Source organism: Roseateles noduli, from assembly GCF_050626985.1.
Lineage (GTDB): Bacteria > Pseudomonadota > Gammaproteobacteria > Burkholderiales > Burkholderiaceae_C > Roseateles > Roseateles noduli_A.
In genome coordinates this window covers 2,159,145-2,172,794 of record NZ_CP192463.1, presented here as the reverse complement: position 1 = coordinate 2,172,794, position 13,650 = coordinate 2,159,145, and the positions used below count along the sequence as shown (strand labels likewise).

General features: G+C 67.5%; 14 protein-coding genes. 7 read left to right on the top strand and 7 right to left on the bottom strand.

The window, feature by feature from the left end; genetic code table 11:
• Positions 1-105: 105 nt before the first annotated feature.
• Positions 106-1,050 carry a hypothetical protein gene (locus ACQ4L4_RS09405; protein ID WP_431103977.1) on the bottom strand — a complete coding sequence of 315 codons (945 nt, stop codon included), beginning with the start codon at positions 1,048-1,050 and terminating at the stop codon, positions 106-108.
• 163 nt (positions 1,051-1,213) lie between these two features.
• On the opposite strand from ACQ4L4_RS09405, the gene ACQ4L4_RS09400 reads away from it, so the two are divergent.
• Positions 1,214-3,193, top strand: coding sequence for a tetratricopeptide repeat protein (locus ACQ4L4_RS09400; protein ID WP_431103976.1), 1,980 nt, complete (start codon positions 1,214-1,216; stop codon positions 3,191-3,193).
• On the opposite strand, the gene ACQ4L4_RS09395 is transcribed toward ACQ4L4_RS09400, so the two are convergent.
• Both ACQ4L4_RS09395 and ACQ4L4_RS09390 read right to left on the bottom strand, forming a co-directional pair.
• A complete protein-coding gene (locus ACQ4L4_RS09395; RefSeq protein WP_431103975.1) occupies positions 3,183-3,491 on the bottom strand; it encodes an antibiotic biosynthesis monooxygenase in 309 nt (102 codons plus the stop codon). The genes ACQ4L4_RS09400 and ACQ4L4_RS09395 overlap by 11 nt on opposite strands.
• A 16-nt stretch (positions 3,492-3,507) precedes the next feature.
• The gene (locus tag ACQ4L4_RS09390) at positions 3,508-3,900 is read right to left on the bottom strand and encodes a VOC family protein (protein WP_431103974.1); all 393 of its coding nucleotides are present in this window, start codon (positions 3,898-3,900) and stop codon (positions 3,508-3,510) included.
• A 158-nt stretch (positions 3,901-4,058) separates the two neighbouring features.
• Here ACQ4L4_RS09390 and ACQ4L4_RS09385 point away from each other — a divergent pair, with 158 nt between their 5' ends.
• Positions 4,059-4,979, top strand: a complete 921-nt coding sequence (locus ACQ4L4_RS09385) for a LysR substrate-binding domain-containing protein (protein ID WP_431103973.1) — start codon at positions 4,059-4,061, stop codon at positions 4,977-4,979.
• Between the two features lie 4 nt (positions 4,980-4,983).
• On the opposite strand, the gene ACQ4L4_RS09380 is transcribed toward ACQ4L4_RS09385, so the two are convergent.
• Both ACQ4L4_RS09380 and ACQ4L4_RS09375 read right to left on the bottom strand, forming a co-directional pair.
• Entirely contained in the window at positions 4,984-5,601 is a 618-nt protein-coding gene (locus ACQ4L4_RS09380) for a 2-hydroxychromene-2-carboxylate isomerase (protein ID WP_431103972.1), read from the bottom strand.
• Positions 5,598-6,455: a CmcJ/NvfI family oxidoreductase gene (locus tag ACQ4L4_RS09375; RefSeq protein WP_431103971.1), complete on the bottom strand. Its 858-nt coding sequence runs from the start codon at positions 6,453-6,455 to the stop codon at positions 5,598-5,600. The genes ACQ4L4_RS09380 and ACQ4L4_RS09375 overlap by 4 nt, the downstream gene beginning before the upstream one ends.
• A gap of 184 nt (positions 6,456-6,639) precedes the next feature.
• On the opposite strand from ACQ4L4_RS09375, the gene ACQ4L4_RS09370 reads away from it, so the two are divergent.
• The 4 genes from ACQ4L4_RS09370 (at position 6,640) to ACQ4L4_RS09355 (ending at position 10,617) form a co-directional block, all read left to right on the top strand.
• The gene (locus tag ACQ4L4_RS09370) at positions 6,640-7,002 is read left to right on the top strand and encodes a hypothetical protein (protein WP_431103970.1); all 363 of its coding nucleotides are present in this window, start codon (positions 6,640-6,642) and stop codon (positions 7,000-7,002) included.
• Between the two features lie 173 nt (positions 7,003-7,175).
• On the top strand, positions 7,176-7,643 hold the full coding sequence (locus tag ACQ4L4_RS09365; RefSeq protein ID WP_431103969.1) for an OsmC family protein: 468 nt from the start codon (positions 7,176-7,178) through the stop codon (positions 7,641-7,643).
• Positions 7,644-7,774: 131 nt separating this feature from the next.
• Positions 7,775-9,439, top strand: coding sequence for a hypothetical protein (locus tag ACQ4L4_RS09360; protein ID WP_431103968.1), 1,665 nt, complete (start codon positions 7,775-7,777; stop codon positions 9,437-9,439).
• Positions 9,436-10,617 (top strand): serine hydrolase domain-containing protein, encoded by a 1,182-nt coding sequence (locus ACQ4L4_RS09355; protein ID WP_431103967.1) that lies wholly within the window; start codon positions 9,436-9,438, stop codon positions 10,615-10,617. Before ACQ4L4_RS09360 ends, ACQ4L4_RS09355 begins: the two co-directional genes overlap by 4 nt.
• On the opposite strand, the gene ACQ4L4_RS09350 is transcribed toward ACQ4L4_RS09355, so the two are convergent.
• On the bottom strand, positions 10,607-11,452 hold the full coding sequence (locus ACQ4L4_RS09350) for a PA4780 family RIO1-like protein kinase (protein WP_431103966.1): 846 nt from the start codon (positions 11,450-11,452) through the stop codon (positions 10,607-10,609). The two genes, ACQ4L4_RS09355 and ACQ4L4_RS09350, sit on opposite strands and share 11 nt — an antisense overlap.
• A 19-nt stretch (positions 11,453-11,471) precedes the next feature.
• Positions 11,472-12,776 (bottom strand): HipA domain-containing protein, encoded by a 1,305-nt coding sequence (locus tag ACQ4L4_RS09345; protein ID WP_431103965.1) that lies wholly within the window; start codon positions 12,774-12,776, stop codon positions 11,472-11,474.
• On the opposite strand from ACQ4L4_RS09345, the gene ACQ4L4_RS09340 reads away from it, so the two are divergent.
• Positions 12,724-13,617, top strand: a complete 894-nt coding sequence (locus ACQ4L4_RS09340; RefSeq protein ID WP_431103964.1) for a YihY/virulence factor BrkB family protein — start codon at positions 12,724-12,726, stop codon at positions 13,615-13,617. The genes ACQ4L4_RS09345 and ACQ4L4_RS09340 overlap by 53 nt on opposite strands.
• Positions 13,618-13,650 lie beyond the last annotated feature (33 nt).

The following is a 13,650-nucleotide window of genomic DNA, read 5'->3' as shown; positions in this document are numbered from 1 at the left end:
AGGCGGGACTCCCGGGCTTGAAGATGCTCGGTAGAGCACACGGCAAGGGTCGACGTCAGGATCGCGCAGGCGACCCGCGCTGGCTACGAAGGGATATGCAGGTGCTTATAGCGCCAGCTTGTTTGGCTTCGGGATCTTGATGTTCATCACGAAACCTTTCGTGGGCAGGACCCTGACCATGGTCTCCACCATGGTCCGGACGTTCACCTGATTGATCGTTGTCGAGTCCAGGTAGGCGTCGCCCATGTTGAACGCGCTGCATTGGACGACCATGTCGTTGTTCTCCACCAGGAAGACCAGCCTGCCCCAGAACTGGGGGAACTGCGCCGGGTCGTAGAACTTCCGCTTGACCAGCTCTGAGGGCGTGCTCAGGGCCGTCGTGCCAGCCGCCTTGGCGGTGCCATCCTGAGAATCCTCGCCGTTGATTTCGATCGTCAACTGCTTGAGGGAGATGTGGGCGCTGAGCGGATTGACGAGGTTCAGCGAGATGGTGTCGGCTCCCGCCGTTTCGCCTGCGAGCGCGTCGCTGTTCATGGCCTTCACTGCCGCGGCGCCCAGCTTGGTGCCGTAGCTGAGCCCTTGCTGGTCTCCCTTCACCTCCAGCCCGTCCGGCTTCAGCACCGTGCCCAGGAGGTAGATGAAGATTACGCCCTTCGACGCATCGGCCTTGAACAGCTCCAGTTTCCAGACCTTGTCCCACTCGCCCGAATCAGCCACCCTGCTGAGGCTGTAGGTCTCGTCTCCGTTCTCGACCCAAGAGTCGACCGGCTTGTCCTTGCCTTCCGCATCCCGGCGTTTCCCCACCCTGCGCTGCAGGAGGGGCTCCGGCTCGATGTGTTGTTGCCGGGGGCCATTCCCGGATACCGCCTGCAGCAGCGATCGTTGAGCCTGCATGCGCGGCGAATGGTCGATGCGTCGCTGCAGCGATTCCAGGGCGGTGTCCGGTGTGTTTCCCCGTGCGGGACGTCCCGACGGGACCGTCGCCCGGGGGCCGGGTGTTGCCACCGCCTCGTGCTGAGCCCAAGGAGAATCGGACGGTCGGGTTTTCATCGGGCGGCTCCAGGGACGGCTCGGTGGCTCGTTGAAGGCAATCCCATTCACGCTAGGACTGAACCCAGGCCACGTCCATCGGTGGATGGCTGAACTTCCGCCGCCGATTTGCCGACCCCGAGGGGCCCCTATGATTCCTGCACGAGCTTTGGGGAGTTCCGCGTTGAGCAAGAGGAATGAGCGGCATGTCAGCGGGCGACAGGCCGCCGATGCACTGGCCGATCAGTGCCGCTGGGAAGAAGCGGCGACGCGTTACCGCGCCCTGGCCGAGGCGGGCAGCCAGGACGCCGTACTCTTCCACAACTGGGGCGTGACCTTGCGGGAGCTCGGTCAGCCCCAGGCGGCCCTCGACGCTTTCGAACGGGCCATCGGCCTGCAGCAGACCTATGCGAAGGCATTCCACGGCCTGAGTCTGGCCTACCGGGACCTCGGCGCCGCGGACTCGGCGCGGATGGCCATCGAGCTCGCCATCGAGCACGATCCCCAGCGCGACACCTTCCGTCTGGAGTTGATCGACCAGTTGATCGCTGCGGGCGAGTTGGACGCCGCCCTCCAGCAAGCCGATCGATTCGAACGCGGAACTCCTGGTCATGCCGTCGCCCAGAACCTGAAGGGGATGGCGCTTCGCAAGGCCGGATCAATCGACGGCGCGCTGGCAGCCTTCGGCAACGCGATCGAAGCGGACCCGCGCCTTGCCGCGCCGCTTCAGAATCGCGCGAACCTGCATCTCCGGGCCAGGAGGTTCTCGTTGGCCGTGTCGGACTTCGATGCGGCGATCGAGCGGGCGCCGCACACGACGTGGCTGGCCGGCCTGAGGCTGTACGCCGCGATGCATCTCTTCGATTGGCGCCGCCATGCGCAGGACCGGCAGGCGCTCCTGACGCGCGTCGAGGCGGGCGAACCCGTCGCGCAGCCGCTGATCGTCCAGCACCTGACGGACGATCCGGCGCTGCAGCAGCGCGCGGCGAGAACCTGGGCGGCGCAGACGCTGCCGCGACCGCAGCCGGGTCCACGGGCGCCGGGCTTCCCGACGGGGCGCAAGATCCGCATCGCCTACGTCTCTCGCGACTTCCACAGTCACCCCGTCGCCTACCTGATCGCGGAGGTGCTGGAGCTTCATGACCGGCAGGTCTTCGACGTCGCGATCCTCCACTACGGCCGCGCCAGCGACGACCCCATGCAGCGCCGGCTGCGCGCCGGCGTCGATGCGTTCATCGATGTCCAGCACCAGACCGATGAGCAGATCGTCCAGATCTGCCGCGAGCTGTCCATCGACGTCGCCGTCGACCTGACGGGCTACACCGACAACTCCCGCAACGCGATCTTCGCCAGCCGGATCGCACCGGTGCAGGTGCTCTACCTGGGCTATCTCGGGACCTCGGGGTCCGGGCTGTACGACTACGTCGTCGCGGACCAGTACCTCGTCGACGATCGGACCCGCAGCTTCTTCGATGAGAAGCTGTTGATCCTGCCGTCGTACCAGGCCAATGATCGACAACGCCCGAGGCCTCCGTCCGGTGAGCAGCGCGCCGCTGCGGGGCTGCCCGAGGACGCGTTCGTGTTCTGCTGCTTCAACAACCCGGCGAAGCTGACGCCGTCGATGTTTGCGGCGTGGGCGCGGATCCTCGAGCGCGTGCCCGGCTCGGTGCTCTGGCTGCTGGCCGAGGAGGACGAGGCCATCCGGAACCTCCGCGGCCATGCCGCGGAGCTCGGCCTCGCGCCGGATCGACTGGTCTTCGCGAGTCGATGCGATCGCGAGACCTATCTCGCTCGCCTGGCGTCGGCGGATCTCTTCCTCGACACGCTCCCGTACAACGCCGGCACGACGGCCAGCGACGCGCTGTGGATGGGCCTGCCGGTGCTGACGCAGGCAGGGCAGTCCTTCGCCGGCCGGATGGCGTCCAGCCTGCTCCACGCCGTGGGCATGCCGGAGCTGGTGGTGAAGACGCAGGACGAATACATCGACACCGCGGTGGCGCTCGCGACCGACGCCAACAGGCTCAACGAGCTTCGCAATCGCCTGGGGGCAAATCGCGACTCGGCAGCACTGTTCGACACGCCGGCTTTCACGCGCAGCCTGGAGCTGGCCTATCTCACCGCGCTTTCAGGAACGCAGGAGGGAGATGTGGTTGTCAGCGAATGACGGACACCTCGGATGCATAGTCCGTCCCCTGCTCCAGGCTGTGCAGGTAGTCGAACTCCGGCGCCTCGACACCCGCCAGGCGACGGATCTCCACCAGTCGGTCGGACTCGAAAAAGGCCTTGGCCTGCGCCAGCGAGGCCCACCGGGAGAAATGAACGACACGGTTGCGATCGCACGCGTCGTGCAGCAGGTGATAGCTCTGCTCGCCGGCCTCCCTGCGCAGGGCGGCGGCCTCGTCGAAGACCCGCTTCCAGGCGGGATAGTCCTTGACGGCATGAATGATGAGTACGTAGTCCATGGGGGTCTGGAGTGGGTCAGTCGGGCAAGTGGCAGGCAACACAGAGCTTGTTGCCATCAGGGTCGCGGAAGTAGGCGCCGTAGTAGTGCTCGTGATACTCGGGCCGCAAGCCCGGCGCACCTTCGCAAGCGCCGCCATGCGCCAGCGCGACGGCGTAGGCGTCGCGCACAGCGGCCCTGTCCGCGGCCAGGAAAGCCGCCATCTGCCCGTTGCCCTGCTGGTGCGCCTGCCCGTCGTGAGGCCTGGCGATGACGAACAGCGGACGCGGCCCCGGACTCGATTGCCAGCCCGCCCATGGGCGGCTCGCATCGCAGAAGCGGGCATGGATCCCCAGGGCCGCCATCAAGGGCCGATAGAAGGCGAGCGCTCGTTCGAAGTCGCTCACGCCAACAAAGAGGTGTGAAAACACGGGCGTCCTCGATTCGTTGCTGACGCTTGAACAGCGCCGTCGCCGCGGCGCGCAGCAGGTAGATGCCAGCCAGCAAGGGGCTCTCCCTGCAGGCCATTACAGGATCTGCCGGCCCGTGCTTCAATCGATCTTCTCGTCGCACCACATGCACCACAGGAATGTCACTCCCGCTCGTTCGTCTGTCGTTTCTGGATCTGATTCGCGGCTTTGTCGCGGTCGGGCGGCGCATGAGCATCACGCTCGCGTCGCAGGACTTGTGCCTCACGCAATCGGCGGTGAGCCGCCAGATCAATGCCCTGGAGGAACAACTGGGCGTCAAGCTGCTGGTGCGCGGCTACCGCTCCATCACCTTCACGCCCGAGGGCGAGCGCTTGTTCCGGAGCGCCGATGGCGCCGTGCAGCAGTTGCAGGATGTGGTGGGCGAGATTCACAAGACCGGTGTGCTCAAGCCGGTGATGTTGAGCGCGACCATCGGCGTCACCGGCTTGTGGCTGCTGCCGCGGCTGAGCCGCTTCCAGAAGCGCCATCCCGGCGTGGACCTGCGAGTCTCGGCGAACAACCGGGTGGCCGACCTGCGCGCCGAAGGCATAGACCTGGCCATCCGCTACACCACGGCGGCCTTGACGCCGGAGGGTGCTGTGCGCCTGTTCGGCGAGTCAGTCGCGCCGGTCGCCCATCCCTCGCTGGGTCTCAAGTCCCTGCGCTCGGCTCACGCGCTGGCCAGGCAGTCGCTGCTGGAGTTCGACAACCCGGCGCACCCCTGGCTGCAATGGGGCGACTGGCTCAGCGCCCATGGCTGGGCCGATGTGAAGCCCAGGGGCATGCTGCACTTCAATCAATACGATCAGGTGATCCAGGCCACCCTCGATGCCCAAGGCGTGGCATTGGGGCGGCTGGCGCTGATCCAGCCCCTGCTCGACGATGGCCGGCTGGTGCTGCTGGCCCCGCCCAGGCACAACCCCGAGATGGTGCACGCCTATTGGCTCATCGCCGCCAGCGATCGGCCCCGGGCCGATGTGCGCTGTGTGGCGGAGTGGATCGTGAGCGAGGCGCAGAGCTCGCGCGAGCTCGCCGAGTAGGCGCTCAGCCCTGCGTGCAGCGGGTCAACGCATCATCCAGGCGGTCGTTGCCCCAGAACATCTCGTCGCCGACGAAGCACATGGGCGCGCCGAACACGCCCCGGTTCGCGGCCGTTTCGGTCTGCCGGCGGAGCCGCAGCTTGTTCGCTTCGGACACCGCCTCATCGAGGATCGCCTGGGCCGGCAGGCCAAGCTGCGTGAGCACCTCCGCCAGCACATCGCGCGAATCGATCTCGCGGTCCTCCACGAAGTTGAGCGACATCACGCGTCGGCAATAGGCGCCGATCCAGCTCCGCTCGGCGCCAACCAGCGCGACGCGCAGCGGCAGCACGGAGGCGCGCGGGAATGTCGAGGGCCGAGTCCATGGCAGGCGGTGTCTCTCGCATTCCCGCGCCATGTCCTGCCAGACATACTCGCCCTTGGCCCTTTGCAGCACGAAGGGCGAGTTGTTCCAGCCCAGGCTGTGAAAGATGGGGCCCAGCAGAAAGGGTCGCCAGTGCAATTCCACGCCGAGCCGGGCAGCGGCTGCTTCGATGCGCATCACGCTCAGATAGCTGTAGTTGCTCGCGAAGTCGAACCAGAACTCCATGGCTTTGGTTTTGGGTTTTGCTGCTTCGGTCATGGTTCTTCGCTCTCATAGACGACCAGGCAGCGCAACTCGATGCTCTCGCGAAGCGGGGCGCCGGGCGCGATCTCTGGCAGGTCGAAGGCCGTGTGCAAGGTGAAACGGGCCGCGCCGCTGAGTTGGGAGTCGTACTGCTTGAACACCAGTACCTCGTGGCGATCCATTTCCGGGAAGTAAGACCAGCGATGCCGCGGTGAATGCTTCGAGACATAGATTTCGCCCGTGCGGCGGGGGTAGCGCACCTCGCTCTCGACCAGGTCCGCCGCGCTGACCGTGCGGGCATCGCAGACGGCGAGCGGCGTGTCCAGCACTGGTCCCTTGATGGAGCGCCAGATGTTGACGATGCCGTAGCGCCTGACACAGGCGGCCGCTTGCGCATCGCCGATGACCAGGGGCAGTCGCCTGCGCCCCGAGGCCTCCGTGTAGTCGTTGTGAATGCGACCGTTGGCGGGGGCCATGCCGGCGCTTGAGCTGCGGCCGAAGTTCAAGGCGCCGCGGCCCGCTTCACGCCGACGAACCAGGTGATCGAAGACGTGAGCCTGTCGTGCGCCGGTGGCGGCAAGCGCCAGCTCGGCGGCTTCCCGGTAGTAGGTGGACCTGACGGCGGCTTCGTCGAGAAAGTCCGTGACGGTGGTCGGCGCCTCCCACAGCGCGAAGCCTTCACGTTCAAGGCAGGGCCTATCGCTGGCCTGGCGGGCATCGGCGATGAGCATGTGGTGCGCGTCGTAAGCGCAGTTCTCCCAGGGCGTGCCGGGCGGCGGCTCGCAGACATAGCTGTAGGGGCGTTCGGCGGTGGGCCTCAGGTAGTTCAGACCCGCGCGGATCTCCGGCCTGGCAAGTGGCGACGTCATGGGGGGCTCCGGCTTTTGCAGACCCACCCATTGCACCCAGCCAAGGTGACGGACTCAAGCGACTTCCTGGTTGCTCCGCATGCGCTGCGGGAATGTCGTGCTGCTGGGAATTCGTTTGAGGATGGGCGCCGCGAGCGCTTCAATCAGCCCGTCAACTCGATCAGGCGGTGCCAGCATGATGTGGATGAGGAAGCCCCGCAGCCCCACGGTCGTGGAGGTCGAGTTCGTCAAGTCCTACCGCATCACGGCTTCAAGAGATGTGTGGGTCATGTGCCTGCAAGGCACGGCCTGGCTGACGCTGGACGGCTGCCTTGCCGACTTCATCCTCTCGCCCGGCGATGTGACACGGGTTTCCAGCGCCGACTATGCCCTCGTCACCGGCATGCCGCACTGCAGGCTTGCGATCGCCGAGAAGCACGAGCAACTGGCTGAGATGCAGCGCGCGACGGTGCATGTTGCGCCGGCAGCCGTGGTGCATGAAGAGACCGATGGTGCCAACGACCGAAACGTCACCGGCGAACGGCTGCCTGTCGCAGGCGCTCCCTAGGGCTTGCCTCGCCCCCGGCGTCTCCTGCGGCAATGCCCCGTTGCAGCACGAGGCCGGCGCCGTTGGGGGCTTCCTGCCGTCGGAGAGAATCGGCCCGCCGTGCGCGACGTGGCTGATCCTTCGGTCCTGTCGCGACAGGTTTCGAATCGGATGACCAACAGGAGCGACCCACGATGGCCGATCGGGAACACCACTACCAAGTCACCGTGACCTGGACCGGCAACCAGGGCAGCGGCACGTCGGGCTACAAGGCCTACCGCCGCGACCATGCGATCGAGGCGTCGGGCAAGGCGCCGATCCTGGGATCGTCCGATCCGGCCTTCCTCGGGGACAGGACCCGCTGGAATCCCGAGGACCTGCTGGTGGCTTCCACCAGCGCCTGTCACAAGCTCTGGTACCTCCACCTCTGCGCCGAAGCCGGCATCGCCGTGCTCGCCTACGTGGACGAGGCCGAGGGCACGATGGAGGAAGGCGAGAAGGGCCGCTTCACGCAGATCGTCCTGCGCCCGCGCGTCACCGTGCGGGCGGGCCACGACGTCGAGCTCGCCCAGCGCCTGCACCACGACGCGCACGAGCAGTGCTTCATCGCCAACTCGCTGAACTTCCCGGTGCTCTGCGAGCCGTCGATCCAGACGGCGTGAGCGGAGGACGCCCGGCAAGGCGTTCCCGCGCAGCGCGTCAAGTCCCTCACCGACGCTTCCCCGTCCGGGCCGTGGCCGGGGACGCCGGACGCGGGCAGGATGCGGTCCTCCGAATTTCCGGATCCGATCGCATGTGTTTCCAGACTCTCCGATCCGCGCTGGCCGTCGCCTGTGCCACTGCCGCTTTTGCCGTCGCCTGTGCGGCCGCGCTGATCGCCAGTCCTGCCCAGGCCGCGCCCGACGCGAAGAGCCTGGTCACTGATGCCGCCGCCATGAGTCAGCTCATCGAGGCCGTGAGCTTCGACGCGATGTCCGAAGCCGCGATCAACGCGTGCCAGGAGATCGGCGCCCCCTCCGTCACGCCGATGCGGGACGCGTGGGTCGCCTGGCGCGGGCGCTACCAGATCGCCCCGATGCGGGTGGTGCTCACCCGCATGATGCAGCGGCGCGGTGGCGATGCGCCCTGGGACAAGCTCGTCGAGCCCATGCGCCAGCGCGTGCTGAGCGACCCGCAAGCCTGCGCCACGCTCGCGCGCGAGTGGCAGGGCGGCGGCAAGGACGTCGACGCGCGCTATCCGCAGGCGGGCGCCGTGGCGCGCGCGATCGTGCAGGCCAATCTCGTGATGCCGATCACCCCGCTCCCCGTGGCCGCCGAACCCGCCCGGGGCCAGGTCTTGCTGCCCAGCCAGGTGATCGCCCTGACGGAGCAGCGCGGCAACTGGCTCGTGATTTCCGAGGAAGCCGCCCGGCGCAAGCTCGGGCTGGTCTACGTCAAGGGCCGGGTGGCGCGCGACATGCGTCGTCCCGAAAACTTCCATCTTGTACAGGAGCAGGGCGACCGGATCGGCGAGCAGGTCATCCACCTGAAGTTCAACGCCGAATCGTGGCTTGGCAAGGAGGTGGTGCTGCGCGGTGTCGTCACCTCGCTGAACCGCTTGTCGATGGACCTGGCCGACGCCGCACTCGTCAACGATGCGTCGGGCCTGACACCGTCGCCGTTGGCTCAGACGCCGCTGGCGCGCAAGACGGTGTCGCTGCAGCGCGTATCGACCGCGCCCGGAAAGGGCCTGGGCGACAAGGACCTGGCGGCCGTCGTGATCCACGGCGAAGCCAACAACATCAACGGCACCCGCTGGCAGGAGGACGTGCGCTTCCTGCTGCGGGACGGCAGCGTCTACCACCGCACCGAGATGCCGCCGGACCAGCTCGACGTCGCCGCGTCGCGCCAGCTCGAGCCGCAGCGCTGGGGGCGTTGGCGCAGCGCCGGCAAGGGTTACGCCATGCAGGCGCAGGACGACGACGGTCGACCCGTCGGCGACTGGAAGCCCGAGGGCCACGAGGCGGTGCGCCCCTGGCCGAAGGAGGCACGACTGGACGGCAGCTTCAGCCGGCGCAGCTTCACCGGCAGCATGATCACCGGCGGCACGTCGGCCATGCGCGGCATCCGCTTCACGAAGGACGGGCGTTTCGAGCGCAGCTTCAGCGCGACCTCCGGCACGGGCAGTCTGCAGGCGATCACGGGCACCGTGGTCGCGGGGTCGTCGCATGGCGACGGCAAGGGCAGCAGCAGCACGGGCAGCAGCACCGTCGGCACGGGGCTGGGGACGGTCGGGGTCAGCAGCGGCAGGCGCACGAAGGACGATGGCGCGAGTCGCCGCGGCAGATATCAGCTGGACGGCTTCGCGATCGCGCTCGAGTACGACGACGGCCACAAGGAGCGGCTGCTCAGCTTCCCCGTCGACGGCGGGAACCGGTCCGTCTACATCGGCACCGGCAGCTACGATCGCGACAAATGATTCAGCTTCAATCCCGGCGACCGCAGCGAGGCCCCGCGCTGCATCACGTGATCGCGATCCTGATCGTCGCGCTGGGCGGCGTCGCGCACGCGCAGGCGGCCTCCGGCTGCCTGGGTGTCTACGTCGATCCCCAGAAGCGCTTTCTCCACAACGAGGCGCCGGCCGCCGCCGTCCCGCAGGCCTTGCCCGCGGGGACGCCATTGGGCGCGGTGGCCTACAAGCCGCGGGGAGCGGCGACAGCCGTCCCGCTCGAGGACTACTTCGGCAGGTTCTGCACCACCGGATTCCTCGTGATGCACGAGGGTCAGGTCGTGTTCGAGCGTTACCTCCAGCAGGCCAAGCCATCGACGGCACTGCTGTCCGCGTCGATGTCCAAGACCGTCCTCGCGCTGCTGATCGGCATCGCGATCGACGAGGGCAGGCTGTCCCTGGACGAGCGCGTCGCGGCGGTGCTGCCCGACTTCCGCGACAGTGCCTTTGCCGACGACAGCGTCGAAGACCTGTTGCGCGTGAGCTCGGGCGTGGCGCTGAAGAACTCCTTCCGGCCCGGCGAGGTCTCGGACAACCAGACCACGAATCCGATGATCGAGCCCTTCACCGACATGCGCGTCTATCTGGCGGGCAAGAAGGACAAGGATCCGGCCGGCAAGGTCTTCAACTACAACGGCGCGGTGACGGCCGTGCTCGGCCTGATGCTGAGCGCGCGCACCGGCGTGAGCAATACCGACTACCTGTCCACGCGCCTGTGGGGGCCGATGGGCGCCGAGTCACCGGCCTACTGGATCAAGAACCGGGCGGGGCAGGAGGGCGTGCAGGGCCAGTTCGTCGCCACCTTGCGGGATTACGCCCGACTGGGGCAACTGATCATGAACCTCGGCCGCGTGGGCGAGCGTCAGGTCGTGCCCCAGGCCTGGGTCGAGCAGATGACCGCGTTGCGCAAGGACAAGCCCCAGCCCGCGACCGTGCCGTTCTACGGCCTGCACGTCTGGATCCCGCAGGCGGCGGGCGGGCGCTCCTTCGCCTGGGGGACGAACGGGCAGAACATCTTCGTGGATCCGGTGGCGAAGGTCGTGATCGTGCATACCGGCAACAGCCCGGATGCGGAGTTCAACGGCAACGACCACCTGTTTCCGATCCGGGATGCGATCACGGCAGCGCTCCGGGCCGTCAGGAACTGAGCATCCGCAAGCGTCGCGCGGCTTCCTCGTCCGCCGCGTCGTCGATCTCGCGAATCACTTCGCCGAGGTCGACGGGACCGGCCGCATGCTTGAAGCGACCCGTCAGCGGCGTGTCGGGCGTGAGGCTGCCGCTCTCGTACAAGGCCCAGATCTCGTGCCCGTAGTCGGTGCTCAGCAGGTCCGGGGCGAAGCCGCCGAAGAAGTCGCGCAGGTTGTTGACGTCGCGCAGCAGCATGCGCTTGGCGTGGTTGTTGCCGGCGGCGTCCACCGCCTGCGGCAGGTCGATGATCACGGGGCCGTCGCCGGCCAGCAGGATGTTGAATTCGGACAGGTCGCCGTGGACCACGCCCGCGCCGAGCATGCGCACCACTTCGACCAACAGGCTCTGGTGATGGGTGCGGGCTTCCTCGGCGGTGAACATGACGTCGTTGAGCCGCGGCGCCGCATCGCCGTGCTCGTCCACGACGAGTTCCATCAGCAGCACGCCGTCCATGAAGTTGTAGGGCTGCGGCACGCGCACGCCGGCGCCCGCCAGGCGATACAGCGCGTCGACCTCGGCGTTCTGCCACGCGGCCTCCTGGGCCTGGCGTCCGAACTTCGTGCCCTTGGCCATCGCCCGCGCCTGCCGGCTGTTCTTGGTCTTGCGGTTCTCGGTGTAGTCCACGGCCTGCCGGAAGCTGCGCTGCGTGGCCTCCTTGTAGATCTTGGCGCAGCGGGTCTCGTCGCCGCAGCGCACCACGTAGACCAGCGCCTCCTTGCCGCTCATCAGCTGACGCACGACGGTGTCGATCAGGCCTTCCTCGATCAGGGATTGGAGTCGCGGGGGTGCTTTCATGAATGCCTTGAACGTGAGCTCATCGCGCGCCGATGGCGGCGGCCGAATGAGCGGGAACCAGAGGGGCGACGAACTCCCAGACCGCCGTCAGGTTCTCGGCGGCGAGTGCCTTCATCTCGTCCGACAGCGGCGCGGCCAGGGTCTCGGTCTGGGCCGCGGTCCAGAAGCGTTGCGCCGCGCGGGCGGCCCGCTCCCAGACTTCGGGCCGGGCGCCGATCGGGCCGACCTTCGGCTCGATCGGGCGAAGATCCGGATCCACGCCGCCGCCGATGGAAGCGTAGCGCATGGGCAGGATGTCGTAGGCGGGCGCAATGCCCTGGTATTCGCCGCGCTCGTCGATGAGCAGCGAGAGGTTCTCGAAGTGCCGATCGCCGTTGCCGATCAGCTCGCTGAAGGCGGCCATCGTGTGCACGTGGCGGGCGTCCTCGGCAGAAAGGGACTTCGCCGCCACGCAGCGCGCGGCGAACTCAGACCAGCTGTCGCGCTTGCCGAAGAATTCGTCATCGACGGCGCCCGCCGAGAGCATGCCGACGCGACCGTTGAGCCCCACGCGATCGAAGCGCTGGACCTCGAGGAACACGTAGTCGCCGGCGGTCAGCAGTTGCGTGCGGGCGGCGGGCACGCCCACCTCGCCCAGCGATCGGAGGGCCAGGTGCTCGAGCGGCAGCAGTTCCGCCATGCGGCTGCCCAGCTTGGCGAACTTCACGATCACGTGGCCGGCGTCCTCTGTGAGCCAGAGGAACTTGGGCTGCTCGCCGCCAGCGCCAAGGCCATAGACGGAGCCTTTCAGCGCTGAGGCCATGTCCAGGTAGGCGAGCGACTTCTCTCGAACTGGTGTCGGCTTTGCCTTCCGGAGCTCGAGGTCCATCTGCAGGGAAGCGTTGCCGAACACGAGGTTGCCGGGGAGGTTGAGGCCGTGGGTGAACAAGTAGGTGATGCGATGCTCGTCCCGCCACTCGGACAGGCTTTGGGGAAAGTCGTGCATCGGCGCAAGCTCATGGGCAAGCTGCTTGCCAAGGAAGCCCGAGGGCGCTGCGAAATTCATGTACGGGGGCAGTCCGTCATAGAGCGTGACGCGACCTTCGTCATCTGAATCGCGCTCCAGCGTCGCGCCACCGAGGAACTCCAGTTGGACAAATGGCACGACGGCGCCAGACTTCAGCAGCCGGTAGACCTGCAGCTTCTGCGGCATGGTTCGGTGAATTTCGATCAACTCCTCAAACCGTGAGTATCGCCGCCCACCCGACATCGCGATCTGAGCGGTCCAAAGCATGCTGCGCCTGACCGCGTTCTGGCGGTGGGCGCGGCTGGCTGCCGTGCGCACGCCCGTCCTCGGCGTCCTGCTGCTCGCCATCCGCAACTACGTGCTGCACCAGAGCGCCAACCAGGCGGGGAGCATGGCGTTCTCGATGGTGCTGTCGATGTTCCCGTTGCTGCTGCTGCTCTCGGCGGGCGCCGCTTACATCGGGTCGCCCGGCGACGCGGCCGCGCTGGCAAGCCGCGTCGTGGAATACGCGCCACCGCTCGTGCGCAGCGCGCTGCAGCCGGTGGTCAACCAGGTGCTGGCCCAGCGCAGCCAGGCGCTGCTGGCGATCGGTCTCTTCGTCACGCTGTGGACGGCGTCGTCCGGCATGCAGGCGGTGCGCACCGCCCTGAACCGTGCCTACGCCATCGAGCGCGGCCTGCCGTTCTGGCGGGCGCGCCTCAAGGTCACGCTGTTCACGCTGATCGTCGGCGGCGGCATCCTCGCCATCTTCAGCTCCGTCATCGTCATGCCCTACGTCTGGGAGGCGCTGGAGAACAGCGTCGGCAAGGGCCGCGAGACGCTGTGGCTGCGCAACAGCGTGCGCTACGGCGTCGCCTTGCCGGTGCTGACCGTGCTGTACGCGCTGCTCTACGGCTGGCTGCCCGACATCCGCCAGCGGCTGCGCACCGTGCTGCCCGGCGCCATCGTCGGCGCGGCGCTCTGGGTGGCGTCGGCGGCGACGCTCTCGTACACGCTGCGCAGCGCGGGCAAACTGGCGCTGCTCTACGGCAGCTTCGCCGGCGTGGTTGCCACGCTGGTGTTCCTCTACATCAGCGCGACGACGCTGATCTACGGCGCCGAGGTCAATGCGGTGATCCGGGAGCGGTTGACGCAGGAGCAGGAACCGGCGCCGGCCTGAAGGCGGATCTGAAGGCGGATCTGAAGGCGGATT

Excerpts from the sequence above, each read along its gene's own strand:
- ACQ4L4_RS09405 (WP_431103977.1), bottom strand. The coding sequence starts at position 1,050 with ATGAAAACCCGACCGTCCGATTCTCCTTGGGCTCAGCACGAGGCGGTG.
- ACQ4L4_RS09395 (WP_431103975.1), bottom strand. The coding sequence starts at position 3,491 with ATGGACTACGTACTCATCATTCATGCCGTCAAGGACTATCCCGCCTGG.
- ACQ4L4_RS09385 (WP_431103973.1), top strand. The coding sequence starts at position 4,059 with ATGTCACTCCCGCTCGTTCGTCTGTCGTTTCTGGATCTGATTCGCGGC.
- ACQ4L4_RS09380 (WP_431103972.1), bottom strand. The coding sequence starts at position 5,601 with ATGACCGAAGCAGCAAAACCCAAAACCAAAGCCATGGAGTTCTGGTTC.
- ACQ4L4_RS09375 (WP_431103971.1), bottom strand. The coding sequence starts at position 6,455 with ATGACGTCGCCACTTGCCAGGCCGGAGATCCGCGCGGGTCTGAACTAC.
- ACQ4L4_RS09370 (WP_431103970.1), top strand. The coding sequence starts at position 6,640 with ATGAGGAAGCCCCGCAGCCCCACGGTCGTGGAGGTCGAGTTCGTCAAG.
- ACQ4L4_RS09365 (WP_431103969.1), top strand. The coding sequence starts at position 7,176 with ATGGCCGATCGGGAACACCACTACCAAGTCACCGTGACCTGGACCGGC.
- ACQ4L4_RS09360 (WP_431103968.1), top strand. The coding sequence starts at position 7,775 with ATGTGTTTCCAGACTCTCCGATCCGCGCTGGCCGTCGCCTGTGCCACT.
- ACQ4L4_RS09355 (WP_431103967.1), top strand. The coding sequence starts at position 9,436 with ATGATTCAGCTTCAATCCCGGCGACCGCAGCGAGGCCCCGCGCTGCAT.
- ACQ4L4_RS09350 (WP_431103966.1), bottom strand. The coding sequence starts at position 11,452 with ATGAAAGCACCCCCGCGACTCCAATCCCTGATCGAGGAAGGCCTGATC.
- ACQ4L4_RS09340 (WP_431103964.1), top strand. The coding sequence starts at position 12,724 with ATGCTGCGCCTGACCGCGTTCTGGCGGTGGGCGCGGCTGGCTGCCGTG.